The sequence below is a fragment of the Helicobacter cholecystus genome (assembly GCF_003364215.1).
In the GTDB taxonomy this organism is placed as follows: domain Bacteria; phylum Campylobacterota; class Campylobacteria; order Campylobacterales; family Helicobacteraceae; genus Helicobacter_G; species Helicobacter_G cholecystus.
The window spans coordinates 180,596-205,352 of sequence record NZ_NXLU01000002.1 but is presented as its reverse complement, the minus strand read 5'-3'; the positions used below and the strand labels follow the sequence as shown (position 1 = coordinate 205,352).

Below are 24,757 nucleotides of genomic sequence, written 5' to 3'. Positions count from 1 at the left end.
TAAGGTTATTTAAATAATGTAAAATATATATAAAATTACTCTTTTTTAAAATTTTCTATCAGAATCTGAGCTTTTTTCAATCTCTCTTCAAGTTCTTCTAAATTTTCACAGCCATCAAAAAAATCAAAAAAATCTCTCCCCACCTTTTGAAGATGATCAAAAATCTCAATGGCTCTCTCTCCCTCGCGTGTCAAAGAAGTTCCACCTCCCCCAACTCCTCCATTATTGCTCTCTATCAAAGGGGATCCACCCAAATCCTTAATCTGATTAAGGTTATCCCATGCAGCTTTATAACTCATTCTCATTTTTTTAGCAGCTCCAGAGATTGACCCCTCACTTTGAATGAATTTAAGCAATGTAATTCTTCCACTCCCTAAATAACTTTTTGAATCCTTATCAATCCAAAAACGAGCTTGTATCTTCATTACTTATCCATTTAAAAGAATTACCCCTATAACCCCAACAATGATCAAAGGAATGTTATACATCAAAAAAGTTGGAACACAAGTATCCCATATGTGATTATGCTGTCCATCAGCATTAAGCCCTGAAGTTGGTCCAAGTGTGCTGTCACTTGCAGGAGATCCACTATCCCCCAATGCTCCAGCAATCCCTACAAGTAAAATAATAGAAGGGATTGAAAAGTTAAGAGAGAGAGCAAGAGGGCAAAAAACTGCAGCAATAATAGGGATTGTTCCAAATGAAGTTCCTATTCCCATAGTAATAAATAAACCCACAAGAAGCATAATCAAAGCAGAAATTCCATAACCTCCAAGCATCCCTGAAACAGAGCTCGCAAGAATTTCAATACTTCCACTCTCTTTGAGTATGGCACCAAAACCAGAGGCTACAAGCATTACAAAAGCAATAAATGCCATCATAGCCATTCCACCCTCCATCACTTTATCAATCTTTTTATAAGAAATTCCACCACTTAAAATCATAATTAAAAGTCCTCCTAAAGCACCTAGAGGCAAAGAAGAGGTAATTAATTGAATCACAAAAGTAGCGATTGCACCTAGAAGCACTCCATAATCTTGTTTTCTCATTGTAAGTTCTGAAGTGTCAAATCCTCTTTGTTCTAAACGTGTTTGCACATAATTTCTTGGTCGAACATAAAATACAAAAATAGCCAAGAGGAGCCCAATAAGCATTGCCACTCCACCCATCCACATCACTCCTGTTACTTCAGAAAGACTCACACTCACTCCATTTTGAGTGAGATTATCTTTGATGATATTCTGAAAAATCAATCCAAAACCAACAGGTAGTGCAATATAAGGTGCTTGAAGACCAAAAGAAATTGCACACGCTACTGCTCTTCGATCAATTTTTAACTCATTCATTAAAGCCAAAAGTGGAGGGATTAAAATGGGAATAAAAGCAATGTGAACGGGGATAAGATTTTGTGAAAAACAAGAAATTAAGGCAATAAAAAGACAAAAAAGGATTTTTTTACTGCCCACAAACTTTGCCACCCAATGAATAAGAATTTTTGTGAGATTACTTTGTGAAATTCCATAAGCAATGGCTCCAAGTAAAATATAACTTAATGCGGTTTCTAAATTCCCACTCATTCCATGAATAAAGATATCCATAGTTTTTAAAAGAGGCATTCCTGAAATAAGTCCTGCTAAAAGCGCACTATAAGCAATGGCAAGCAAAACATTAAACCGCATCAAACATAGTGCAGACATAACAAGAATCGAAACCACTACAGGGTTTGTAATAATGCTCATTTTTCTCTCCCATTACTCTAAATTTAAATCAGTATACTTTTATTCTAGCAAAAGCTTTGGCCTTTTTTAGTTTAAAACTCACTGCTTCAAAGAGAGTTGTATTTTTAATGACTAAAACCAAAAAAATTACAAATCTTTTTGTATTTCTCTGAAATTGGATGTTTTGTAGATTTAGAATACTTTTTAAGAGAGACGAAGCTAAAAGAATTTTCATTCTTAAGAGCAAAATCATCAGGAAACATTGTAAATACCTTACTCCAAGTTGCCCGTTTATAATCTGCTGGAGTGATTCTGTATTCTTTTTTTAAATAGCTCCCTACTTGACTAAGACTGGCCCAACCACTTTTGTTAAGATTTGCAATAATGGCTCTTTTTAAGATTTCTATATTCTCTATATCTTTGTTTTTATAGGGCTTTTGTGCTTCTTTATTTTGTATCATTTTTGATTTTTCTTTGTTGAGATAAAGTTCATAAAAATGACTAAAAGCATTTCGCAAATCATCACGACTTTTTTGCTCTCCAAAACCAATAGATTCAACCCCTTTTGTACGAATCTCTTGTGCAAGTGGAGCAAAATCACTATCACTTGTTGCCAAAGCAATGCACTCCATTTTTCCTTCATAAAGCGTATGCATGACATCGATAGTAAGACGAATATCACTAGAATTGCTTTTATTGCTATTGCCCGTAATGATATGAATAGGCTCAATGGAATGACAATTTAAAATCTCATCCCAACCCCTCATCGCATCTCTGCGCCAATCACCATAAGCTTTTTTCACACACACTTCACCCATTGCATTAAGTTCTTTAAGGATTTTTTCAATCAGTTTATAACTTATATTTTCACTATCAATAAAAAGAGCGATTTTCTTTCTTACTCCTTGTTCTATCATTGTTGAGCCTTTATCTTTCTGATTGCATCTTTTATACTTAAGCCCTCTTGCTCTCCACTAGACATATTTTTTAAGGTAACCTTCTTTTCTCTGATTTCCTCCTCACCTACAATTAATACATATGCATGCCCTTTTTGATGCGCATAAGAAAAAGGTTTCTTAAGTTTTGTAATTTCAGGATAAGTTTCTGTAGAGATTTTTTCATTCCTTAATATAGAAGCCACTTTATGGAGGTAGGGTATATATTCCTCATCCATTGCCACACACAAAACCTCTGCATATGTCTGTTTTCCCTCAAGTCGCCCTAGCTCTTCTAATGCACTAAGCAAACGATCCAACCCTACGCTTGCCCCTACCCCGCTCATAGCTTCCTTGCAAAAGGTTTGTGTGAGATTATCATATCTACCCCCAGAGCATACACTTCCAATACTGCTTAAATCATCAAGAGTGCTTTCATACACAATCCCTGTATAATATCCCAATCCTCTTGCAATGGAAAAGTTAATCTTATAACACTCCAATCCAATATAATCTAAAATCTTACACAATGACTCTAAGTCTGAAATTCCTTTTGCAAGAAGCTCATTTTTTTCTTTAAGATAAGCAATTTCACGCAAAAAATCAGCAGAGCTTCCAGTTTGAGAGAGAGAGATAAGCTCAAGAAGTGAAGCAACGCTCTGTTTTGAATATCCCAAACTTTCCATTAATTCAACACTTACACCCTCTGCTCCAATTTTATCAAGCTTATCAACAATCCTTAAAGTATTATGAACATCATCAATACCCAAAAATTGACAAATTCCATTAAGTATCATTCTATGATTGATTGAAATGGTAAATTTACCTACCTCAAGTTTTTGCAAAATACTTGCAATGACTTCAATGATTTCTGCATCACTTGCAATAGAATTAGAACCAATAAAGTCAAAATCACATTGCGTAAATTCCCTATATCTTCCTTTTTGTGCCCTCTCTCCTCTAAAAACATTACCAATGGCATAACGTTTAAAAGGGAGAGGAAGTGAATGCCTATGCTGAGAGATAAAACGTGCTAAAGGAAGGGTAAGATCAAATCTTAAGGCAACTTCTCTTCCTCCATGATCTTTAAAAGCATAGAGTTCTTTTTGAATCTCATCACTTCCTTGCTTAAGTAAAACTTCAGCATATTCTAAATGTGGGGTTTCAATGGGTGTAAAACCAAAACTATCAAAAACTTCTATAATCTTTTTAATTAAATCACTCTTAGCAATTGCCTCTTTAGGCAATTTATCTTTAAAACCACTCAAAGTACGTGGGGTAATCAACATTAACTCTCCAATCTTTAAAATATTGTTTTATTTTTTATACCAATTTTATGAGGTAAAATTATCGCAAAAATTATCGCAAAAACACAACTAAAATCAAAGGTTAATTTTGAAAATCCTACTTCGGCTTCCAACTTGGCTAGGTGATGCAGTAATGGCAACACCCACTTATTATGCTCTCAAAAGAGAATTTCCCAAGGCTCATTTCACGCTCATTGGTTCAAAAGCAAGTCTTGGCATCTTTCAAAGAGAGAAAGCCACTTTAATCCTAGATGAAAGCAAAAAAAGTAAGAATCGTCTTTTTTATCTCTATAAACTTGGAAGAAACTTGGGAAAATTTGATATTGCTATAACTTTACAAAATAATTTTCCTTCAGCTTGGCTTCTTTGGGCGACAAAATCAAAAATACGTATCGGTTATCAAGCAAATATAAGAAGCTTTTTACTCACTCATCCCCTTCCTGCCCAAAAACATCTTCATCAAGTTCTTCAATACACCCATCTTCTCTCTGCTCTATCCCTTAATGTAGAGCATCCCCATCTTCAACTTATAGCCCATCCACAAAAACGAGGAAAACTCATCCGTATTGGTATAAGTGCTGGAGCAAAATATGGGAGTGCAAAAAGATGGTGTGAAGCTTATTTTATTGAAGTAATTGCGACTTTATTACAAGAAGGCTATGAAGTTTTACTTTATGGAGGAGAAGAGGAAATACAAAGCAATCAAAGAATTCAAAATGCTCTTATCCACCTTGTATCTATACAGAATTTTCACAATCTTACTGCAAAAACAAGTATTACAGAGCTTATTGACAGCATTGCATCACTTGATTTATTTCTCACCAATGACAGTGGCCCTATGCATATTGCCTCAGCACTCTGCATTCCTCTTATTGCCCTCTTTGGTCCAACAGATTGCACAGAAACTTCTCCTTTTAATACACAATCTGCTCAAATTATTTTTAATAAACATCTCTCTTGTTCTCCTTGCAAAAAAAGAGAATGTCCCCTTAAGCATCATCAATGCATGAAACTTATTACTCCTGATGAAGTGCTCAGTGGCATTAAAAATTTACTGCATGAAATTAAGGCGTAATGATGGAGAGTTTATGGATAGAATGTATTGTTTTTTTGTTTCTTATTTTTGCGCTCTTACTTTATCGCTCAAAACTTAAAGATTGAGGAAAAGAATGGAATTATTTTCAAGTCTTGAGGAAATTTTACACACTCCAGATATTGCAAAAAGATTTTCTCTATTTAATCAGCTCTATAATGCTTTACATACTCTCACACTTAATCATCATCACACTATCACTCCCATTACAGATCCAATCTATCAATCATTTTGCAAAGTTCTTCACCCTACAAAAATTTCACGAAGCAAAACCATTAACACAGATTCTACAATGGGGGGTTTTCTTCACTCCATTGCTCATATTGAATACAGTGCCATTGATTTAGCACTTGATGCAAGTTACCGCTTTAGAAATCTTCCTTTAGAGTATTATCATAATTGGCTTGATGTTGCTAAAGAAGAGATTGAGCACTTTAATGCTTTAAGAGCATTGCTTAATGCGTGTGGATATGATTATGGAGACTTCCCTGTGCATAACAATCTTTTTAATGCAATGAAAGCAACACAAATATTTTCTCATCGTATGGCATTAGTGCATAGGGGAATGGAGGCTGGAGGGCTTGATGCCAATCCTTTTGTTGCACAAAAAGTTTCCCTAAGCTCTCATCATCTCAAAGAAAAAATCCTTTATGAGCTTAGCATTATTTTAAAAGATGAAATTTCACATGTCAGCAAGGGGGATAAATGGTGGAAATACAGCAAAGATCCCCATTCATTTAAGGAAATACTCAAACTTTATAACTATTCTCTTCCTCAAGTTCTTAATACCGTAGCAAGATTACAATGTGGTTTTACACAAGAAGAGCTACAGGATTTAACTCAAATAAAGGACAAAAATGCAAATTACGCCTCAGAACTACATCCAAGTTATTGAAAAACTCAACACTATGGCTTATGCCTATTATGTCCTTGATAATCCCATTGCTACTGATGAGGAATACGATCTTCTCTATCATAAACTTAAAGAATTTGAACTTACTCATCCTCACCTCATCTCCCCCTCTTCTCCAACACAAAGAGTAGGAGATACTCCACTTAATGAATTTGAAAAAAATCAACATCTTCAAAGAATGTGGAGTTTAGATGATATTTTTAATGAAAATGAACTTCAAGAATGGATTGAACGGGTTCACAAGCTTAATCCTGAAGCTACTTTTACTTGTTCTCCAAAATTTGATGGAGCCTCACTCAATCTCCTTTATGATAATGGATTGCTCCAAAATGCTACAACTAGAGGAGATGGAAGAATGGGTGAACTTGTGACACAAAATGCAAAAACCATTCGCTCTATTCCATTGCAAATTCCCTACCAAGATCAAATTGAAATCCGTGGAGAGGTTTTGATGACAAAGGATAATTTTCAAATTATCAATCAAGAAAGATTGCAAAATGGCGAAAATCTCTTTGCAAACCCACGCAATGCTGCAGCTGGTAGCTTAAGGCAACTCAATAGTCATATTACCTCAAAACGTAATCTCATTTTTGTGCCTTGGGGTGTGGGAGCACATCACTCTACACACTCTAGTTTTTACTCCCTACTCTCTGAAATTTTCTCCTTTGGCTTTTTTATCCCACCTTTTATTCAACATTGTAAAACCCCCAAAGAAGTTCAAGAAGCTTATACCCACATCCTTCAAAGTCGTCAAGAGTATCCTATGATGCTTGATGGAATGGTGATGATAGTGGATGAAATACCCTTACAAGAAAAGCTTGGCTTTACAATCAAATCTCCTCGCTTTGCTTGCGCCTATAAGTTTCCAGCAGTTGAGAAAAGCTCAAAAATTCTTTCAATCACGCTTCAAGTAGGAAGAACAGGTGTCATTACCCCAGTAGCTGAATTAGAGTTAGTAGAAATTGAAGGTGCAATGATCTCAAGAGCAACATTGCATAATTTTTCAGAAATAGAAAAAAAAGATATTAGAGTAGGAGATAGAGTCATTATTATTCGAAGTGGAGATGTGATTCCAAAAATCATAAAACCCATTAAAGAAGTAAGAGATGGTAGTGAGCAAATCATTAACAAACCTACTTACTGCCCAATTTGTCAAAGTGAGCTTTTAATTGAAGAAAAATTTATTAAATGCCAAAATCTCTCTTGTGAAGCTAGAAAAATAGAATCTCTTATTCATTTTGTTTCTAAAAAAGCTCTTAATATTGATGGTCTAGGAGAAAAGATTATTCAACAACTCTATGAGCAAAAGCTGATTAAAAATCTTGAGGATATTTTCTCGCTCACTTATGAGCAACTCTTTAAGCTTGAAGGTTGGAAAGAAAAAAAGGTTAAAAATACACTTCAGAGTATTGAGAATTGTAGGGGAATTGAATTGTGGAGATTTATTAATGCCTTAGGGATTGAGCATATTGGAGAGGGAGCAAGTAAAAAACTTCAAGAAAGTTTTGCCCTAGATACTTTTAAAAAAGAATACGAAGACATTATTGCTCTTGAGGGATTTGGTGAAGAAATGGCAAGATCTTTTGATGAGTTTAGAAGAGTTAATGCCCACCAAATCCAAACCCTTCTCTCAATTCTACAGCCTCAATGCCCTCAAAAACATATTCACTCAGATTCAATTTTTATGGGTAAAAACATTGTGCTCACAGGAACTCTGAGTCAAGATAGAGAAAGCATTAAGATTCTTTTAGAATCATTTGGAGCAAAAGTAGTTTCAAGTGTGAGTAAAAAAACAGATTTTGTTATTTTTGGTCAAAGTGCGGGAAGCAAGCTAGATAAAGCGCAGGAACTAGGAGTTAAATGCTTAAGTGAAGAAGAGTTTAATGCATTAATTCCTTAAAAAAGTGCAATTGTTTTCTGAGATTTAAAACAATGAGATAAAAATCTCTCTGAATAAACTCTTGCCAAAGCTCTTGATTACTTTTTATAAGATTATTGGAGTTTTTATATGCACTAGGAATAAAAAAGTCAAGTTTTTTTTCTTGCAAAGAATTGAAAGTTGCATGAGAGAAAATAGGCATAAAACTTGGTATAACCCCCTCTTGCAAGGGAGGAAAGGGATGAAGAAAAAAGGGCTGGTGGATTGCTTTTGTCGCACCTAAAGATCTTTTGTGTCTCCAAGATTTAGAGGTAGTAATCACCTCTTTAAATCCTCTTGCCTCACTTAAAATTTCCTCAATACTGCACCCCCACCCTTCACCATCTCCACTCACACAAGCAATTCCCTCTATTCCCGCATATTTTGCACCTTTAAGCCAAGAGAGTATATTCTCTCTACTTTTCCCTCTCCCACTTATGCAAGGATAACAGGGAATTTGCAAAATATCTTGAAGCATTTTTGCACACAAAAGTGAAGAAGGAGAGGCACAACCCAAAGGATTATCAGGCAAGATGATAAAGTCATAAGCCACATAATTTCTAAACTCTCTGAGTATATAAATGTCTGCATGAAAATGATCACTTGCAATAAACTCAATTCCTATCAATTTGTTATAATCCTTAAGAAAAAAATTTTGGAGTATTGTAATGAATGAAAACTTAATCAAACACGGCTTTAGTATTTGGTGTGATTTTATTGAAAGAGATTTTCTTAATACGCAATTTAAAACTCTTATTGCAGAGAAAAAAATTTTAGGTGCAACAAGCAATCCAAGTATTTTTGCCTCTGCATTTAAAAATTCCCCTATTTACCGTCATCAAATTCAATCCTTGCAAAATAAAAGTGCTAAAGAGATTTATGAAACTTTAGCAATTGAGGATATTAAAACTGCTGCTACTCTTTTAAGAGGGCTATGGGAAAAGAATAAAGATGACGGATATATTAGCATTGAGATTGATCCCCTTTATTGCAATGATGCTAAGGCAAGTATTGCAGAAGGAAAGAGATTATTCCAAAGTATCAATGAGCCCAATGTGATGATTAAAGTTCCTGCAACAGAAGCTGGATATGAAGTGATTGAAGAGCTTATGGCTCAAAATATTTGCATTAATGCAACCTTAATTTTCTCTCCAATACAGGCACAAAAATGTCTTGAAGCCTTTAAAAAAGCAAGAGATAGGGGTGGAGTTGCAAAAAGTGTGATCAGTGTCTTTGTTTCACGGCTTGATCGCTATATTGATCATTCACTCCCGCAAAACCTCCAAACACAGTTAGGAATTAATAATGCAAAAATGATTTACAACCTTATTGAAAATTTTAATGATAAACAAACTCGCACACTCTTTGCAAGCACAGGGGTTAAAGGTAATAGTCTGCCTGCAAACTATTATATCAACTCTCTTCTTCTGCCACATTCTATCAATACTGCACCCCTTGATACTATTGAGGCTTATTTTGCACACCAAGATACAGAACTTAAAGATTCAAATATTGATTTTGATGCTTTTATTCACTCTTTGGGAAATATCGATCTTCAAAAAATTTATGACACACTCTTGGAAGAAGGACTTCAAGCATTTAAAGAAAGTTTCACAGATTTATTAAAAGTGCTAAAGAAGTGAAGTGATAAAAGAAGGGATAAGAGATTCCCTTCTTTTATTTTGTAATTTTTAATACCTTATTTTCCAACATTGCTGGAATCCAAAGTGTTTTTTGGGCATAAAAAATATCTGCACACCCCTTAATTGCCCTAAGTGGCAAGGCCTTAACTTCTTGCTTTGCTGAAATTTGATAAACCAAGCCTTTGAGATCTTCCCCCCAAGAACTTACAAGAATATTCCCCTTCTCATCCTCAGCAATTCCATCAAGCAAACCCCTTACCTTAGAGAAAATTTGAAGCTTTTTATCTTGAAGAGAGATTTTTAAAACTACACCCTGCATTTTTCCATTAGGATCATAAGTAACAACCCAAAGATCTCCTTTTTTAAGAAATAAACCATTGGGTCCTCCACCATACTTTGCACTTTCAAGAGTAATGAAATTGCTGTAACTTTTTTTCTGAATATCAATAAAATAAATTATTCCACTTCCCGTATCACTGACATAAAGATTTTTTCCATCTGAAACTAAATCATTTAAAAAGATTGCATTTTTGACAGGAAGAGCAAAAACTTGTTTAAAGGTTTTAAGATCAAAACCCTTAATCTCATCAATATCACTCACATATAATATATCTCCAACAATACTCATTCCCTTTGGAGCATTAAGATTACTAATTTTGTTAAGCACTTCTCCTTTAGAATCTAATTTAAGGATAAAACCATCTCCATCTTTATCAAGAGGTTTAACTTCCTTTCCAAGATTGCTTACAAAAATATAATCTTTTGTTGCATAAATGCTCTCTGGAGATTGGAATCCTGAAATTTCTTGCATATTCCAAGCAAGGGAAAGCGAAAGTGAGAGAGAAATACCTAAAATTATTCTTTTCATTGTTTTTTCCTTTGTAAAAAATTTGCAAAGGGATTGTAAAAAAGAACTGTATAGAAAAATAAAAGCTTTATGATAAAAAATACTAGTTTTTTGATATTTTTTGAAATTGCTTTGGAGTCATTCCATAATAGTCTTTAAATCTTTTTATAAACCAGGAAGGGGATCCAAAATCAAGTTCATATGCGACTTCTTGAATATTCTTTCCCTCAAATTGCAACATAAATCTGGCTTTAGAAAGACGTTTTTTGTCAATCCACTCCTTGGGAGAAATTCCACTTTCCTCTTTAAATTTTTTACTAAAAATACTAGTTTCTAGCTTTACCTCTCTTGCCATATCTTTTACTTGCAAAAAATCTTTAACCTCTAAATCTTCTATAAGAGTATTTTTTCTATTAAAAATTTTATAAAGAAAAGGAAGAAAACCTACTTTGTTTTCTTTAAGTAAAAGTAATAAAAGCTCTTGGGCTTTAAGCTCCATAATCTCCTCACCCAATTCTCCCCATAATTCTATTCCCCTAACAAAATTCTCTATTCTCTCACTTTCTCTAAAAAGGCAGAAATTTCCAGTATCCCTATTTTTAGTCATACAATGCTTTTGAGCAAATTGGACAAGGGGATTCTTATTAAAGAAAAAAAGCACGGAATGATAAAGATTGTTTCTACTAATATTACTAAAAGCATAGCTTCCCATCGAAACAAAAAGAGCTTGATATTTTTTAACTTGAAAGCTTTGGTGCAAATCTCTCATTTCTTTTTCCCCCTCTTTGACAAAAATCAAACAATCTTTTTGAAAATATACAGAGCGATTAAAAATATTTCCTTTTTGCACAAAATCAATCATCGTCATTGAAGGAGAAGTGAAAATTTTATGAGAATACAGCTCTTGAGGAACAATCAGAGACATATTTTTCCTATTTAATCTTTGTATTTGGAAGCTTCTTCAGTGAACGTGAGGGGAACTTAAGTAAATCACTTTCTTTAATACCAAATTCAAATTTAAATCCTACACCCAGTGCAATATCTAAATTTAATGCACTAAAATCAGCATAAACATAAAAAGTGCTTCCCTCTAGAAACTCAGCATTATAGTCAATGCCTAAAAACATATCAAACTTTTGTTTGGGTGTGGCAAGAGTAGAAATTCCATTCACCATAAGTTCTCCTCCAGCTCCAACATCATAAAGCATTTTAATCTTAGTTTGCACTTGATGTTTTCCAAGCATTTTACCTATACCCAAGCTTCCAAGAAAACTAAAAGGAGCCCAAGGTTTCATCACTTCATTGACTCCATTTACACTTAGCTCACTATCAAGCAATATCCCTGTCCCAAAATTTAATTCAGGTTGTAAAAAATATTCATTAGGTAGAAAAAATCTCTTCCCCACACCAAAATCAAATAAAACAAGAGCATTATTAAAGAATTGTGTTTGATATTCCTCAAAGAAATGGGCAAATTTTATAGAGAAAGATGTAAAAATCTCATTATCCCACTTCCATAATAAATACCCACCCAATCCATAAGACTTCCCAGTAATTGTACCTTGAGGATGTGTCAAAGTTACAATATCAGAATTCACATCCATACCCAAAAAAACCTTGGAGTGAAGCATTGAGAATTCTTTATCCACACCAATTTGGGGCATCATCTCTATAAAATCATTTTTTTGCCCAATAAATGTTTGTTTAATCCTAGTGTGCACAATCCCCCAAGTTCTCCAAGAGCCAAGAGAAGGATAATGCAATTGTTCAAGATGTCTTCTTTGTAAGCTTTGTTCTAAGCTTACAAAATGTGTTTGCATAAATAAAGGAGAATCTGCAATAAGCAAAGAACTAAAGGCTAGAAAGAAAAGAACCTTCCTCACTGCAAGCCTTCATTTTGCCAATAAGTATTATTGGACTTTACTTTAAGAGAGCTAGTGGCAATCTTGCCAAAGTAAAATCTTATTCCCAAACTTGCTTGATAAGTCACATTAAAATCACCTAAAAATGTGCTTTCACTTCTAAAAAAGAATCTTAAATACTGATTGAGGATAAAATCAGATTCCAAAAATAATCCTATCCTCCAATCACTTTTATTATTTCTCTCAATCAACTCTCCAAAGTCATTGATCAAAATATCTCCACCCAAACGGTTGTCATATCCTAGGCTAATCCCTCCCTTAATATCTCCTCGATAAATACTATTAAACTCCCTTCCAAAAGCTACACGTGCATCAAGAGCAAAAGGCACAAGATGTGCAATTCTTCCATATAAACCATTAGGGAAAGAGTTTGTGCTTCTTGGCAAATATCCTGTATGCATACTTAAACTTGGCTCCCAAAAGAAATACCCTGGATCAAAAGAATAAGTCAAAGCAAATCTCTGTCCTACTTCTACACCCAAATAAAAATTATGTGTATCCATCTTATCGACTTTTTCCCCCCATAAACGATAATCAGAGGCAAGATAATAATATTGCATATTTAAATTTAAATAGAATCGATACGCATTCATATAGCCAAGATAAGCACCCAAACCATAGCTTTGCAAACTTCCATCAACTCCATTGCTTTGACTATCATCTGTAATGATATCCAAATAGCCTCCAACGAAAAATCTTGATTTTCTTATAGCAATTGAAGTGTCAAGTCCTAAAAGTAAATTATTATAACTTTGTATATTTTGATTATTACCATTACCCTCTTGTAATCTTAAAAATCCAAAATTCTCACTTATCCATACTGTATTATCTAATTCTTGATCTCTAAGTTCACCCAGTCTAGAAAAAGTCGTGAGGGTATGAGTCTTAAAAATTAAATAATTTGAACGCAAAAGAGTTGTCATTATGGAGTAAGTATCTTGATGAGTTTGTCCATAAGCAAAGAGGGAAAAAAACAACAAACACATCAGTCTTTTTTTCAAATTGCTTCCTTTGTAACTCTTTGGATTTTGCATTAAGTTATATAATTCTAACCAATTTTATTCCAAGGAATGACTATGAGCTATCGTTTGAAACGCTATATTACTTATTGTGTTATTACAGTTTTTGTTGTGGCACTTCCTTTTATTCAAATTAATAATGGGCAAATTTTCCTTCTCTCATTTGATAAGAAACAATTCCACCTTTTAGGAATGGTCTTTAATATGCAAGAACTCTATGTTCTTCCTTTTTTGGTTATTTTGCTTTTTGTTGGAGTCTTTTTTGCCACAACTCTTATGGGGAGACTATGGTGTGGGTGGGCTTGTCCACAAACTATTTTTAGAGTTATTTATCGAGATTTAATTGAGGGGGCAATATTTGGGCTCACTAATATTGCTAATCGCCAAAAATCAACTAATCTTAGTACCTTTGGAGCAAAAATAAAAAAACTTCTCTCTATTCTTATCATTTCACTTTTTACTTTCAGTGCAAGTGCTGTTTTACTTTTTTATTTTGTTCCTCCCTATGATTTTTTTAACTATCTAGCCAATCCTCAAGATCATTTGATATTGCTTGGCTTTTGGCTAAGTATTGGAACCTTCTTTACTCTTGATATTGTTTGGCTTAAAGAAAATTTTTGTATCTATATCTGTCCGTATTGCCGTGTTCAAAGCGTACTTTATGATGATGATACACAAACTGTAATCTATAATCAAAAACGCGGTGGGGCAATCTATCAAGAAAATGGAGAAAAATTCTCTCAAGCACTAAGATTTAGGGATCCACAAGGAGAATGTATAGAGTGTCAAAAATGCGTTAAGGTTTGCCCAACACATATTGATATTCGAGCAGGAATGCAACTTGAATGCATCAACTGTCTTGAGTGTTCTGATGCATGCTCAAAAGTAATGGCACAAAAAAATCTCCCTTCACTTATTGAATGGACAAGCACTCAAGCCATTGACACAAATTCAAAAGTGCATTATTTTAGACCCAAAACAATTGGTTATATGCTGATTATTTTTATTTGTATCGCATTAGCAATTTTTATGGGTGGAAAGAGAGATGATATCTTGCTTAATATCACACGCACAAGTTCACTTTACACAATCCATCAAGATGGGAATATAACAAATGAGTATATTCTCTTGATGGAGAATACAACACAAGATCCTCAAAACTTAATCTTAGAAATTCAAGATGCCAAAAACCTTAAAATCATTCGTCCCTCAAAAGCAGTTTATGTGGATGGAAAAGAAAAAAGAAGGGTGGTGCTTATCCTCTCTTATCAAGGAAAAATGGAAATTAAAAATCAAGACAAATCTATTCCTTTCAAACTCAAACTTTATTCTAAAGAGCAGCCTTCGCTTTCTATTACAAAAGAAAGTGTTTTTATCTATCCCCACCAATAAAGAAAAATAATGAGAGCTATTTTCCTCCTCTCTTTATTTTTTCTCTCTCTTTTTGGCAGAGAATTATGGCTTTTACAACAATTTGATCCCCAAAGTATTCAAAATAATCCTCATTTATATGTCTATAGTGAAAAACTCGATGGAGTAAGGGCATATTGGGATGGAAAACATTTATACACTAAGGGGGATAGGAAACTTATTGCTCCAAACTTTTTTACACAAAATTTTCCTCCTTTTGCTATAGAGGGAGAGTTATGGAGTAAGAGAGGGGATTTTGAAAATATTGTCTCTATCATTAAATCTAAAAGCAATCCACAAAAGTGGCATGAATTAAAATTTTATATTTTTGAAGTCCCCAATCAAAAAGGGGGTATTCTAGAAAGATTAGACTTTTTACAAGCCTATCTTAACACTCACCCTGCCCCCTTTATTCAAATTATTCCTCAATTTCAAGTCACAACTCTTCAAGCACTCAAAGAAGTATTGCAAACAATCCATAAAGAGGGTGCAGAAGGATTGGTGGTAAGAAATAAGTTTGCTCCCTATTACACAGGTAGAAATAAAGATGCGATGAAATTTAAACCCTACCAAGATAGAGAATGCAAAATTACAGCCTATATTCAAGGTAGGGGGAAATACAAAAATCAAGTTGGAGCCTTTGAATGTATAGATGAAAAAACTAAATTTAAAATTGGAAGTGGAATGAGCGATGAATTTAGAAAAAATCCTCCAAAAATTGGCACAATTATCACATACAAATATTTTGGTCTACACAAAAATAATAAGCCAAAATTTCCTGTTTTTCTTAGAATTCGTAGCGATGAAAGCTTAAATACAAAGGAGGAAAAATGAAAAGATTTGCAGTGATTGGTGTAGGAGGCTATGTTGCTCCACGCCATCTTAAAGCAATTAAGGATTGTGGTGGAAATGTATTGTGTGCAATTGATAAACATGATAGTGTGGGTATCATGGATAGCTTCTTTCCGCATACTCATTTTTTTACAGAATTTGAGCGTTTTGATCGCCATATTGACAAACTTCATAGACAGGGTAAAGGAATTGAGTTTTTTAGCATTTGTTCCCCAAACTATTTACACGATTCACATATTCGCTATGCACTCAAGAATGGCTCTGATGCAATTTGTGAAAAACCCCTTGTTCTTAATCCTTGGAATCTTGAAGCATTGCTTGAGCTTGAGAAGGAAAGTGGAAAAAAAGTTTATAATATTCTCCAACTCAGACTTCATCCCAAAATTATTGCTTTAAAAGAAAATGTAGAACAAAATCTCAAGCAAAACCCTCACTGTGTTTATGAAATTGATTTAAGTTATATTACAAGCAGAGGGAATTGGTATTTCACAAGCTGGAAAGGGGATAAAAGTAAAAGTGGCGGAATTGCAAGCAATATTGGAATCCATTTCTTTGATATGCTACTTTGGATTTTTGGAAAGGTCAAAAGAAGTGAGCTTTATTTTGAGAGTGAAAAAACAATGGTTGGCTATCTTGAATTAGAGCATGCAAAAGTAAGGTGGTTTTTAAGTGTTGATGCAACAACCCTTCCCCAAAAAATTCAAGAATTAAGAAAACCCACATATAGAAGTCTAAAAATTAATCAAGAAGAGTTTGAGTTTAGTGAAGGTTTTACAGATTTACATACCCTGAGTTATGAGGATATTTTAAATGGTGGAGGCTTTAGTGCAATTGAGGCTCAGCCTTCTATTGAACTTGTTTATGCCCTTAGACACGCTCCACTCTCTCAAAGAGATTCTCACACAACACACCCATTTTTCCAATGAATTTTTTTATCCATTCTAGTTGCATTCTCGATGAAAATGTTCACATCGGGAATGGAAGTAAAATTTGGCATTTTTGTCATATTTTACATTCAAGCTTCCTTGGAGAAAATTGCAATATTGGTCAAAACTGCGTCATAGGTCCTAATGTCAAAATAGGCAATAATGTCAGAATTCAAAATAATGTCAGTATTTATGAGGGTGTAAGCTGTGAGGATGATGTTTTTATTGGTCCAAGTGTAGTTTTTACAAATGTTCTTAATCCTAGAAGCTTTATTTCAAGAAAAGATAGTTACAGGCAAACACTCCTGAAAAAAGGTTGTTCCATTGGGGCAAATGCAACAATTGTATGTGGAGTGGAAATTGGAGAGTATGCTCTTATTGGGGCTGGAAGTGTAGTAACTAAAAATATTCCCCCTTATGCATTAGCAGTAGGAAATCCTGCAAGAATTATAGATTGGGTGGATAAGGCTGGAATAAGAATGAAATTTATTGATGGAGTAGCAATTGATAGCTATGATGGAACATCTTATTTATTAGACAATCTTCAAAAAAAGTAAATTAATAAACTTTTTAGGTGATATAATTTTTCTTTAAGTTTATCTTATATGATTTTCAACAGAAGGAAAAGATATGTCTTATTATGATGCTATTATCATTGGTTCTGGACTTGGAGGCTTAACTTGTGGAGCCACTCTAAGTAAAAAAGGGAAAAAAGTTCTTGTTCTTGAACAACACAGTCTTATTGGCGGATGCTCAACTTGCTTTGAAAGAAAAGGAATGCTTGTTGATGCAGGATTGCATGAACTAGACTTTGGAAATAGACGTGTTGATCAAAAATACAGGATCTTTGATTTCATTGGATTGTGGGAAAAAGTCGAGTTTATTAAACTCCCAAGTGCTTGGACAATCAAAATTGGCAATAAAGATTATTTAATCCCCCACAGTAATACAGCCCAAGCTCTTAAAGAAATGTTTCCTCATGAAGCCAAGGGGATTGACGAATATTTTAAAAAAATTAGACTTCAAGCAAGAAAAGCTTATAAATTTCCTTTTGATATGGGATTTTTTGAATTCTTTCTCGCACCCATTACAACAATTCCTTATTTTATCTATAATTTCTTGACCAATAGAACTGTTGGGACAATTCTTGATAAATGCATTAAAGATTCCGATCTTAAAAGAATACTCAATATTAATATTGTTTATTATCACCACGATGCTTACAAATTTATTTGGAGTTATCATGCAATTGCTCAAAATAATTACTATATACAAGGAACATATGTAAAAGGTGGATCTCAAGCCCTTAGTGATGGAATTGCAAGTATTATTGTCGATCATGGCGGTGAAGTGAGAAGCAAGGCTGATGTTACAGACATTTTACTTGATGGCAATAAAGCAATAGGTGTAAGATATTTTGATAAAAAAAGCAAAAAGAGTGTAGAAGTTTATGCAAAGAGTATCGTGGCAAACTGCGATCCAGCCCTCGTATACAACAAACTCTTACCACAAGAGAGAGATTACAGTAAGGATACAAATCTTACAAAAGATTTTGAAATCACCACTTCACTCATTTCTGTCTATATGGTTTTTGATAAAAATCTCAGTGAACTTTACCCCAATATGGATTACAGTACCTTTATTGTAAATCCAAAGAATTTCAATAAAGATTTTAAATATACAGATTGCTATAACACAAGTTATGAGGAAATTGACTTTGTATTTGTCAATTACTCCAAAATCGATAGTGGATTAAGTAAGCAAGAAAATAGATACCTTGGAGTAATTACAACATTTGGAAAATATGAAGATTGGGATGGACTTAGCAAAGAAGCATATAAAGCAAAAAAAGAAGAGGTTAAAAAAATTCTTGAAGATAGACTCCAAGAGGCTTTTCCTGAAATTATGACACACTGCATTCACTCAGAGCTTGCCACACCAAAAACAATAGAGAGATACATCAAAACACGCAAAGGAACTCCTTATGGTTATGACCAAAACAGAGAAACCTTCTTTGGTCGTGAGCGATGGAAAAGCTATAGTATTAAAAACCTCTATTTTGCCTCTGCATTCTGTAATCCTGGGGGTGGTTTTACAGGAGCAATAATGTCAGGTTATCGTACAGGACGAAAAATTCTTGATCCCTATGCCCTACCAAGAAAATTTCTCTTCTCTATACTCTTTGGAGTGATTCTAAGCCAAGCGATACAATTGATGATCAAAGCTCTTGTATAACAATTTTCATTGTTTATTCATTTTCCAATCTTGCAATATGCACTTTTCTTAATATAAAGTGCATGCAAGACTTATATTTATCTCAACAATTATTGCATGTAAAATTATTTTTAATAAACAAGTATAAAAAACTATAAATCTTAAATGATTGTCAGATTATAAAGAGAAGGAAATATCAAAAGATTGGTTGCGGGAGGCGGATTTGAACCACCGACCTTTGGGTTATGAGCCCAACGAGCTACCGGACTGCTCTATCCCGCGATAAATCAATGAAAGTTTTCACAGAAGTTGGCTGGGGTAAAAGGATTCGAACCTCTGAATGGCTGGACCAAAACCAGCTGCCTTACCGCTTGGCGATACCCCAATAAAAATAAGAGTTGTGATTATAATCAGTTTTTTTTCTCTTGTCAAGAGAAAAAAATCATATTTGGCGAGAAGGTGAGAGAATCGAACTCCCCAGCAATTAGACACCTAATCACTCTATGGGTTTGAAGCCCAAGGCGAACACCAGAATCGCTTACCCTCCAAATAAAATTGAGTTAAAATTATATATTAGAAATTTATTTTTTGGAGAATTCCGTGAAAGAATTGCTACAAACTCTACCCAAAGTTGACGAACTGCTCAGAGATCCACTTTTCACTCAGTGTAAAAGCAAGATTTTAAAACCTCTTATTCAAGAAGAACTGCAAAAGATTAGAGAGCAAATCCTCTGCAATACTTTGCATTCTTTTTGTATTCATACTTTAAAATCTCATCTTCTCTCTCTCTACTCTAAACACACACAAAGCAGTGTTTTGCCCCTTGTTAATGCTACAGGCGTTGTGCTTCAGACCAATCTTGGAAGAAGTCTTTTTTCTCAAGAGATTTTAGATGAAGTTTTCCCTCTTCTTGTACGTTACAACAATCTTGAATATGATATTAAACAGGGGAAAAGAGGTGAGAGATATACCCATCTTAAACATTTACTTTGCACACTTTTAGGATGTGAAGATGCCATTGTTGTGAATAATAATGCAAGTGCAGTTTTACTTGTACTTAGCACTTTTGGTAAAGATAAAGAGGTCATTATCTCACGGGGTGAGTTGGTAGAAATTGGAGGAGCTTTTAGAATCCCAGAAGTGATGAAACTTTCAGGAAGTAAACTTGTAGAAGTGGGTACAACCAACAAAACCCATCTAAGCGATTATGAAGAAGCAATCAATACAGAAACTTCAATGCTAATGAAAGCACATCAAAGTAATTTTAAACAAATTGGCTTTACTGCAAGTGTACAATTCTCTGCCTTAACAGATCTAGCAAAACAAAAAGGATTAATTGATTATTATGATTTAGGAAGTGGATATATGCAAGGACTTTGCACAAATGAAGAACCAAGTATTCTAGAACTTTGCAAAGCCAATCCTTCACTTTTAAGCTTTAGTGGAGATAAGCTCTTTGGTGGACCTCAGGCTGGAATAATTATAGGAAGATCTGCACTCATTGCACAACTCAAAAAAAACCATCTCTTACGAGCATTAAGGATAGATAAATTTACCACACTTACACTTGAGGCTACTCTAAGGGCTTATCTTAATGAAGAGTTTGAAAAAATTCCCACTCTCTGCATGCTTAATCTCTCAACTGAGCAAATCAAACAAAAAACTCAAGCCCTCCTCTCTCTTCTTGCACCTATTCCCCCCTTGATGTCTCAAACTATTGTTTTAGATTCTTTGGCTGGAGGTGGAAGTTTGCCTCAAACCCCTTTTAAATCTTATGGCATCTCTTTAAGCCTTCCAAATCTTAAAGCTTCAGTTTTAGAGCAAAAATTAAGGGAAAGGGGAATTATTGCTAGAATTATTCAAGAGAAAGTATGTTTGGATTTACGCTGTATCCAAGAGAGTGAATACATCCAAATCAAAGAGGCACTTGAAGAAATTAGCAAGGAAATTTGATGCAAAATAATGATATTTTAGTTGGGCTTGCAGGACATATTGATCATGGAAAAACTTCTTTTATCAAAGCACTCAATGGTTTTGATGGGGATGAAAGCAAAGAAGAAAAAGCAAGAGGAATTACTTTAGACATTAGTTTTTCAAATCTTAAATTTCCCTCTCGCAATATTGCTTTTATTGATGTTCCAGGACATGAAAAACTCATTAAAAACATGATAGCAGGTTCTTTTAGCGTTGATGTGATTTGTTTAATTATTGCAAGTGATGATGGATTAATGCCTCAAAGCATTGAACATATGCAGATTGCAAATTTTTTAGGAATTAAAAAATGCTTTTGTGTGATCAGTAAATGCGATAAAAGCTCTCCGCACAGAATCCAAGAGGTCAAAAAACAAATCCAAGACTTTTTCTCTTCTCTTGAAATTTCTCTAGAAAAAATTTTTACTTTTAGCACATTAAATCAAGAGAGAGATAAAATAGATATCTTACATTATCTACAAACATTACAAAAACCTCAAAAAGAGGATGTCGGCTTTTTTAGATACTATATTGATCGAGCTTTTTCTATCAGTGGTGCAGGCTGTGTTGTGAGTGGAAGCTCTTTAAGTGGTGAAATCAAAAAGGGGGAGAGAGTTTTTATTTATGATTTAGCCAAAGAAGTGAATGTCAGGGGAATTAAAATTCACTCAGATTTTGCCTCATCTGCCCTCCCCTCTCATCGTGTAGCACTTAATCTTTCTGGAGTGAGAGCAAATGAGCTTAAACGTGGAATGCTTATTTCTAAAAAGGGATATTTAAGAGGGTTTGACAAGCTAGATGTTTATCTTTTTGGATTTAACTCACTCCCAAAGTATGCTTCATTGCATATTGGTGCAAAAAGAGTGAATGTTAAAATTATTCCTTTGCATTTCTTAAGTTCTACAAGCTGTTTTGCAAATCTTGTGTGTGAAGAAAAAATTTACTCTATCTTTGAGGAAGCCTTCATTCTAAGAAGTAATAATCAAACTCTATGTGGTGGAAAAATCTTAGCACCTATTACTGATCCTATTAAAAAGACTCAAAAAGTTGAGCTTTTAACCTATTTGCTCCAAAAAGATTTTTCAAAAGCTTTCTTATTTCTTGCTTCTATTCATCTTAAGGGTTTTGGACTCATTTCTAGTAGCCAAAGATTTGCACTCTCTCACTTTGAGGCTTGCAAAATTGCAAAAGAATTAAAAGAGGTATTTTTTGATGAGAAAAATCTTGTACTCTACTCAATCAAAAGCACTCAAAAGCTTACACAAAATATTCTCTCAACTCTAGAAAAAAATCCAAATGCTCTTCTCTCTGCCTCCAGTTTAAAACTCAAGACTCCTTGGGCAAGTGAGCCTTATTTACAACATATTTTAACCTCTCTTCACTCCTATGGAAAACTTGCATTGCATAATGGTTTATACACAAGCAAAACAAGTAAAATCAAAAATCAAGCAGATTTTTTAGTGGATAAGATCTATAATATTCTCCTTAGTCAATCTTACTCCCCAGAGGCACCTTATAATATTTACGAATCTTTAAATATTGATAGAAAGAGTGGGGATGATGCACTCAAAAAGCTTTGTGCTTCTCAAAAAGTTGTAAGACTTGAGCATAATCTTTTCATCACCACAAAGGCTTTAAATGAAATCCTAGCCTTAATGCGAAGTGTGATTGAAGAAAAAAGTTTTATAGACGTGGGAAGTCTTAAAGAAGTTTTACCCCTTTCTAGAAAATATCTTATTGCCTATCTAGAGTATTTAGATAGCTTTGAAGATATTACAAAAGATGGGACAAAGAGAATCTATAAGCATCAAAGGAGGCAAAAATGAAGCTTGATATTTTGCAAAACCCTAATATCACTCTAGAAGATAATGCATTTTTCTTCTCTCTTCCCACCCAAAATATTCCCCCTGCTTCTCAAACTATATTCAAACATAATCAAAAAGAACTTGAGGCTTTAAGTGAATATTTTGGGGGGGAGAGTGGAGGAAATTTTTCTTTTTTAAGCGGAGCATTTAGCGAACTTTTACTTTCTTTGCATACTCATAAGCACAATATTGCCCTTGCTCTAAGCAATCATCAACAAGCTTATCAATCCTATCATCTCCTCAAATCTATCATTCCCATCACCCCCATACTTCCTACTCAAGAGAGTGGAATTATTGAAAATTTAAATAGATTTAACTCTTGTGATACATTCATCATCCCCTACATCAATCAAGATTTGCTCACAATCAATCCCATACAAAAACTTATAAAACAAAGAGAAGATGCACTCTTTATCATTGATATTAGCTATGCTGTGCGCTTTGGTCTTAAGCCTAAAATAGAAAAAAACACAATCTTTTTATGTGATTGTGAGAGCTTGGGATTTTTAAGAGGTCATGGGGTATTTCTTTCCTCTCTCTCGCATACTCACTACTTCTCCCCTACACGCTACACTCATCAGCTCTATGGCACACTTTTGCAAAAGATTAAATCCTATTGCACTCCCAAAGAAGACAAGAAAGAGGAGTTCTTCTCTCTTCTTAATCACAAAGATATCTCTTTATTTGCCCCATTAACCCATTCTCTTTGCAATACTCTAGCATTAAGATTAAAAGGAGTTAAAGCAAGGAATTTGTTACAAAGCTTACAAATTGAAGGGATTAATGTAATCAATGGACAAGAGTGTCTCTTTGGCTTTTCAAGGCCATCATTTCTTTTACAAGAAATGGGATATACTGAACTTATTTCTAGAGAGCTCTTGAGTATTAGTTTTACAGATTTTGATCCCAAAATCCCTTCAATTCTTGCCCATCACTATAATCAACTTAGAACTTTGGAGATATAAATATGATTACCTTAAAACAAGCCTATGAAATTGCCTTCTCTCAATCACTCAACAGAACAACTCAGCAAATCAAAAGTTTTGAAGCACTCAATAAGATTTTGGCTCAAGACCTATACTGTGAGCGTAATCTCCCTGCCTTCAGCAATTCTGCAATGGATGGATATGTGGTGAGTGAAATTGCACAAAGCTATAAAATTACACACACAATCCTTGCTGGAGATACTCCACCCCATCTCATTCCCAAAGAAGAGTGTTTTAAGATTATGACGGGTGCAAAAGTCCCTAGCAATGCACTCTTAGTCATTCCATTTGAAAATACCAAACTTCAAGGAGATTGTATCGAGCCTATCAAAGAACTCAAACCTCACAGCAATATTAAATTTGAAGGAGAAGAATGCAAGAAGGGTGAAATTTTACTTAAGCGTGGAGAAAAACTCACTTATGCCAATCTCTCCTTAGTTGCTTCTCAAGGAATTGATAGGTTTGAAGTTTTTTCACCGCTCAACATTGCAATTTACTCTAGTGGGAATGAAGTCGTTGAGCTAGGAGAAAGTGCAAAAGAGGAGCAAATTTACAACATTAATGCACTCTCTTATCATTCACTTCTAAGCTCTTATGGCTTTAATCCACACTATCAAGGGATTTTAAGTGATCAATTAGAAACGATTGAAGAAGAAATTGATAAATTTAAAAATTTTGATGTAGTTTTTACAAGTGGAGGAGCAAGTGTGGGAGAGGCTGATTTTTTTGAAAAAGCCTTGCTTGCAAAAGGGGCAGAGATTTTATTTCATGGAATCAACCTTAAACCAGGACGCCCAATGCTTATGGCACGACTTAAAAATACCATTATTTTCTCACTTCCAGGAAATCCACTCAGTGGTCTTCTCAATCTTATCACTATCGCCCTTCCCTCTCTTTTTGCACTCCAAGGTGCAAATTCATTCTTTCCTTACTCACTTAAAGCCAAAAATAAAAGCTCTTTTAAACTAAAGAATGGAAGGAGCAATATGATTTTGGGTAGTTTTGATGGTGAATATTTTAAGGCATATAAAGATGGAAAATATGGTTCAGGGGCAATTTTACCCATCAAAGAAAGCAATGCCATTGCAATCTTTGATGAAAGATTTGAAAATATAAAAGAAAATGAGGAAATTAAAATTTTACTCCTCCCCTTTACTTTTGAAGGGGAAAAATTTCAATGGATAAATTTTTAGAACATATTTTCAAATAAAGGGTAGA

At 34.2% G+C, this 24,757-nt stretch carries 22 protein-coding genes and 3 tRNA genes; 13 read left to right on the top strand and 12 right to left on the bottom strand.

The window, feature by feature from the left end; all coding sequences use genetic code 11:
- Positions 1–35: 35 nt before the first annotated feature.
- The 4 genes from CQA62_RS02785 to hisS all read right to left on the bottom strand — a co-directional run bounded on the left by CQA62_RS02785 (position 36) and on the right by hisS (position 3,939).
- Positions 36–425, bottom strand: coding sequence for a winged helix-turn-helix domain-containing protein (locus CQA62_RS02785; RefSeq protein ID WP_104724432.1), 390 nt, complete (start codon positions 423–425; stop codon positions 36–38).
- Positions 426–428: 3 nt separating this feature from the next.
- Positions 429–1,733, bottom strand: a complete 1,305-nt coding sequence (locus CQA62_RS02780) for a Na+/H+ antiporter family protein (protein ID WP_104724644.1) — start codon at positions 1,731–1,733, stop codon at positions 429–431.
- A 110-nt stretch (positions 1,734–1,843) separates the two neighbouring features.
- Positions 1,844–2,635 carry an NYN domain-containing protein gene (locus CQA62_RS02775; protein WP_104724434.1) on the bottom strand — a complete coding sequence of 264 codons (792 nt, stop codon included), beginning with the start codon at positions 2,633–2,635 and terminating at the stop codon, positions 1,844–1,846.
- Positions 2,632–3,939 carry a histidine--tRNA ligase gene (gene hisS / locus CQA62_RS02770; protein WP_164752734.1) on the bottom strand — a complete coding sequence of 436 codons (1,308 nt, stop codon included), beginning with the start codon at positions 3,937–3,939 and terminating at the stop codon, positions 2,632–2,634. The genes CQA62_RS02775 and hisS overlap by 4 nt, the downstream gene beginning before the upstream one ends.
- A 109-nt stretch (positions 3,940–4,048) precedes the next feature.
- Here hisS and waaF point away from each other — a divergent pair, with 109 nt between their 5' ends.
- From waaF to ligA, 3 genes are all read left to right on the top strand, one after another.
- A complete protein-coding gene (gene waaF / locus CQA62_RS02765; protein ID WP_232006789.1) occupies positions 4,049–5,035 on the top strand; it encodes a lipopolysaccharide heptosyltransferase II in 987 nt (328 codons plus the stop codon).
- Positions 5,036–5,129: 94 nt separating this feature from the next.
- Positions 5,130–5,948 (top strand): ferritin-like domain-containing protein, encoded by an 819-nt coding sequence (locus CQA62_RS02760; protein WP_104724440.1) that lies wholly within the window; start codon positions 5,130–5,132, stop codon positions 5,946–5,948.
- Positions 5,917–7,866, top strand: coding sequence for an NAD-dependent DNA ligase LigA (gene ligA, locus CQA62_RS02755; RefSeq protein WP_408609841.1), 1,950 nt, complete (start codon positions 5,917–5,919; stop codon positions 7,864–7,866). The genes CQA62_RS02760 and ligA overlap by 32 nt, the downstream gene beginning before the upstream one ends.
- Here the strand turns inward: ligA and CQA62_RS02750 are convergent.
- Positions 7,847–8,512, bottom strand: a complete 666-nt coding sequence (locus CQA62_RS02750; protein WP_104724444.1) for a hypothetical protein — start codon at positions 8,510–8,512, stop codon at positions 7,847–7,849. The two genes, ligA and CQA62_RS02750, sit on opposite strands and share 20 nt — an antisense overlap.
- Positions 8,513–8,552: 40 nt before the next feature.
- Between CQA62_RS02750 and CQA62_RS02745 the strand changes: the two genes are divergently transcribed.
- The gene (locus CQA62_RS02745) at positions 8,553–9,527 is read left to right on the top strand and encodes a transaldolase (protein ID WP_104724446.1); all 975 of its coding nucleotides are present in this window, start codon (positions 8,553–8,555) and stop codon (positions 9,525–9,527) included.
- Between the two features lie 34 nt (positions 9,528–9,561).
- Here the strand turns inward: CQA62_RS02745 and CQA62_RS02740 are convergent, their stop codons facing one another.
- The 4 genes from CQA62_RS02740 to CQA62_RS02725 form a co-directional block, all read right to left on the bottom strand.
- A complete protein-coding gene (locus CQA62_RS02740) occupies positions 9,562–10,395 on the bottom strand; it encodes a YncE family protein (protein ID WP_104724448.1) in 834 nt (277 codons plus the stop codon).
- Positions 10,396–10,477: 82 nt separating this feature from the next.
- Positions 10,478–11,299, bottom strand: a complete 822-nt coding sequence (locus tag CQA62_RS02735; protein WP_104724450.1) for a helix-turn-helix domain-containing protein — start codon at positions 11,297–11,299, stop codon at positions 10,478–10,480.
- A 7-nt stretch (positions 11,300–11,306) separates the two neighbouring features.
- Positions 11,307–12,257 carry an autotransporter outer membrane beta-barrel domain-containing protein gene (locus CQA62_RS02730; protein WP_104724452.1) on the bottom strand — a complete coding sequence of 317 codons (951 nt, stop codon included), beginning with the start codon at positions 12,255–12,257 and terminating at the stop codon, positions 11,307–11,309.
- Entirely contained in the window at positions 12,254–13,297 is a 1,044-nt protein-coding gene (locus tag CQA62_RS02725; RefSeq protein ID WP_158653682.1) for an autotransporter outer membrane beta-barrel domain-containing protein, read from the bottom strand. Before CQA62_RS02725 ends, CQA62_RS02730 begins: the two co-directional genes overlap by 4 nt.
- A 75-nt stretch (positions 13,298–13,372) precedes the next feature.
- Between CQA62_RS02725 and ccoG the strand changes: the two genes are divergently transcribed.
- From ccoG to CQA62_RS02700, 5 genes are all read left to right on the top strand, one after another.
- Positions 13,373–14,707, top strand: coding sequence for a cytochrome c oxidase accessory protein CcoG (gene ccoG / locus CQA62_RS02720; RefSeq protein ID WP_158653683.1), 1,335 nt, complete (start codon positions 13,373–13,375; stop codon positions 14,705–14,707).
- 9 nt (positions 14,708–14,716) lie between these two features.
- The gene (locus CQA62_RS02715) at positions 14,717–15,559 is read left to right on the top strand and encodes a DNA ligase (RefSeq protein WP_104724458.1); all 843 of its coding nucleotides are present in this window, start codon (positions 14,717–14,719) and stop codon (positions 15,557–15,559) included.
- On the top strand, positions 15,556–16,503 hold the full coding sequence (locus tag CQA62_RS02710; RefSeq protein WP_104724460.1) for a Gfo/Idh/MocA family oxidoreductase: 948 nt from the start codon (positions 15,556–15,558) through the stop codon (positions 16,501–16,503). Before CQA62_RS02715 ends, CQA62_RS02710 begins: the two co-directional genes overlap by 4 nt.
- Positions 16,500–17,060, top strand: coding sequence for an acyltransferase (locus tag CQA62_RS02705; protein ID WP_104724462.1), 561 nt, complete (start codon positions 16,500–16,502; stop codon positions 17,058–17,060). Before CQA62_RS02710 ends, CQA62_RS02705 begins: the two co-directional genes overlap by 4 nt.
- A 73-nt stretch (positions 17,061–17,133) precedes the next feature.
- Positions 17,134–18,738 (top strand): phytoene desaturase family protein, encoded by a 1,605-nt coding sequence (locus CQA62_RS02700; RefSeq protein ID WP_104724464.1) that lies wholly within the window; start codon positions 17,134–17,136, stop codon positions 18,736–18,738.
- Between the two features lie 184 nt (positions 18,739–18,922).
- Here the strand turns inward: CQA62_RS02700 and CQA62_RS02695 are convergent.
- The 3 genes from CQA62_RS02695 to CQA62_RS06880 form a co-directional block, all read right to left on the bottom strand.
- Positions 18,923–18,999 (bottom strand) — tRNA-Met (locus tag CQA62_RS02695).
- Positions 19,000–19,027: 28 nt separating this feature from the next.
- Positions 19,028–19,102, bottom strand: a tRNA-Gln gene (locus CQA62_RS02690).
- Between the two features lie 64 nt (positions 19,103–19,166).
- Positions 19,167–19,264, bottom strand: a tRNA-Sec gene (locus CQA62_RS06880).
- Between the two features lie 53 nt (positions 19,265–19,317).
- Here CQA62_RS06880 and selA point away from each other — a divergent pair.
- The 4 genes from selA to CQA62_RS02670 are packed head-to-tail and all read left to right on the top strand — an operon-like array spanning position 19,318 to position 24,732.
- A complete protein-coding gene (gene selA, locus CQA62_RS02685; protein WP_104724466.1) occupies positions 19,318–20,670 on the top strand; it encodes an L-seryl-tRNA(Sec) selenium transferase in 1,353 nt (450 codons plus the stop codon).
- Positions 20,670–22,514 (top strand): selenocysteine-specific translation elongation factor, encoded by a 1,845-nt coding sequence (selB, locus tag CQA62_RS02680; RefSeq protein WP_104724468.1) that lies wholly within the window; start codon positions 20,670–20,672, stop codon positions 22,512–22,514. The genes selA and selB overlap by 1 nt, the downstream gene beginning before the upstream one ends.
- A complete protein-coding gene (locus tag CQA62_RS02675) occupies positions 22,511–23,518 on the top strand; it encodes a hypothetical protein (RefSeq protein ID WP_104724470.1) in 1,008 nt (335 codons plus the stop codon). The genes selB and CQA62_RS02675 overlap by 4 nt, the downstream gene beginning before the upstream one ends.
- Before the next feature lie 2 nt (positions 23,519–23,520).
- Complete coding sequence (locus CQA62_RS02670; RefSeq protein ID WP_104724472.1) at positions 23,521–24,732, top strand: molybdopterin molybdotransferase MoeA; 1,212 nt, start codon at positions 23,521–23,523, stop codon at positions 24,730–24,732.
- The last annotated feature ends 25 nt before the right edge of the window (positions 24,733–24,757 follow it).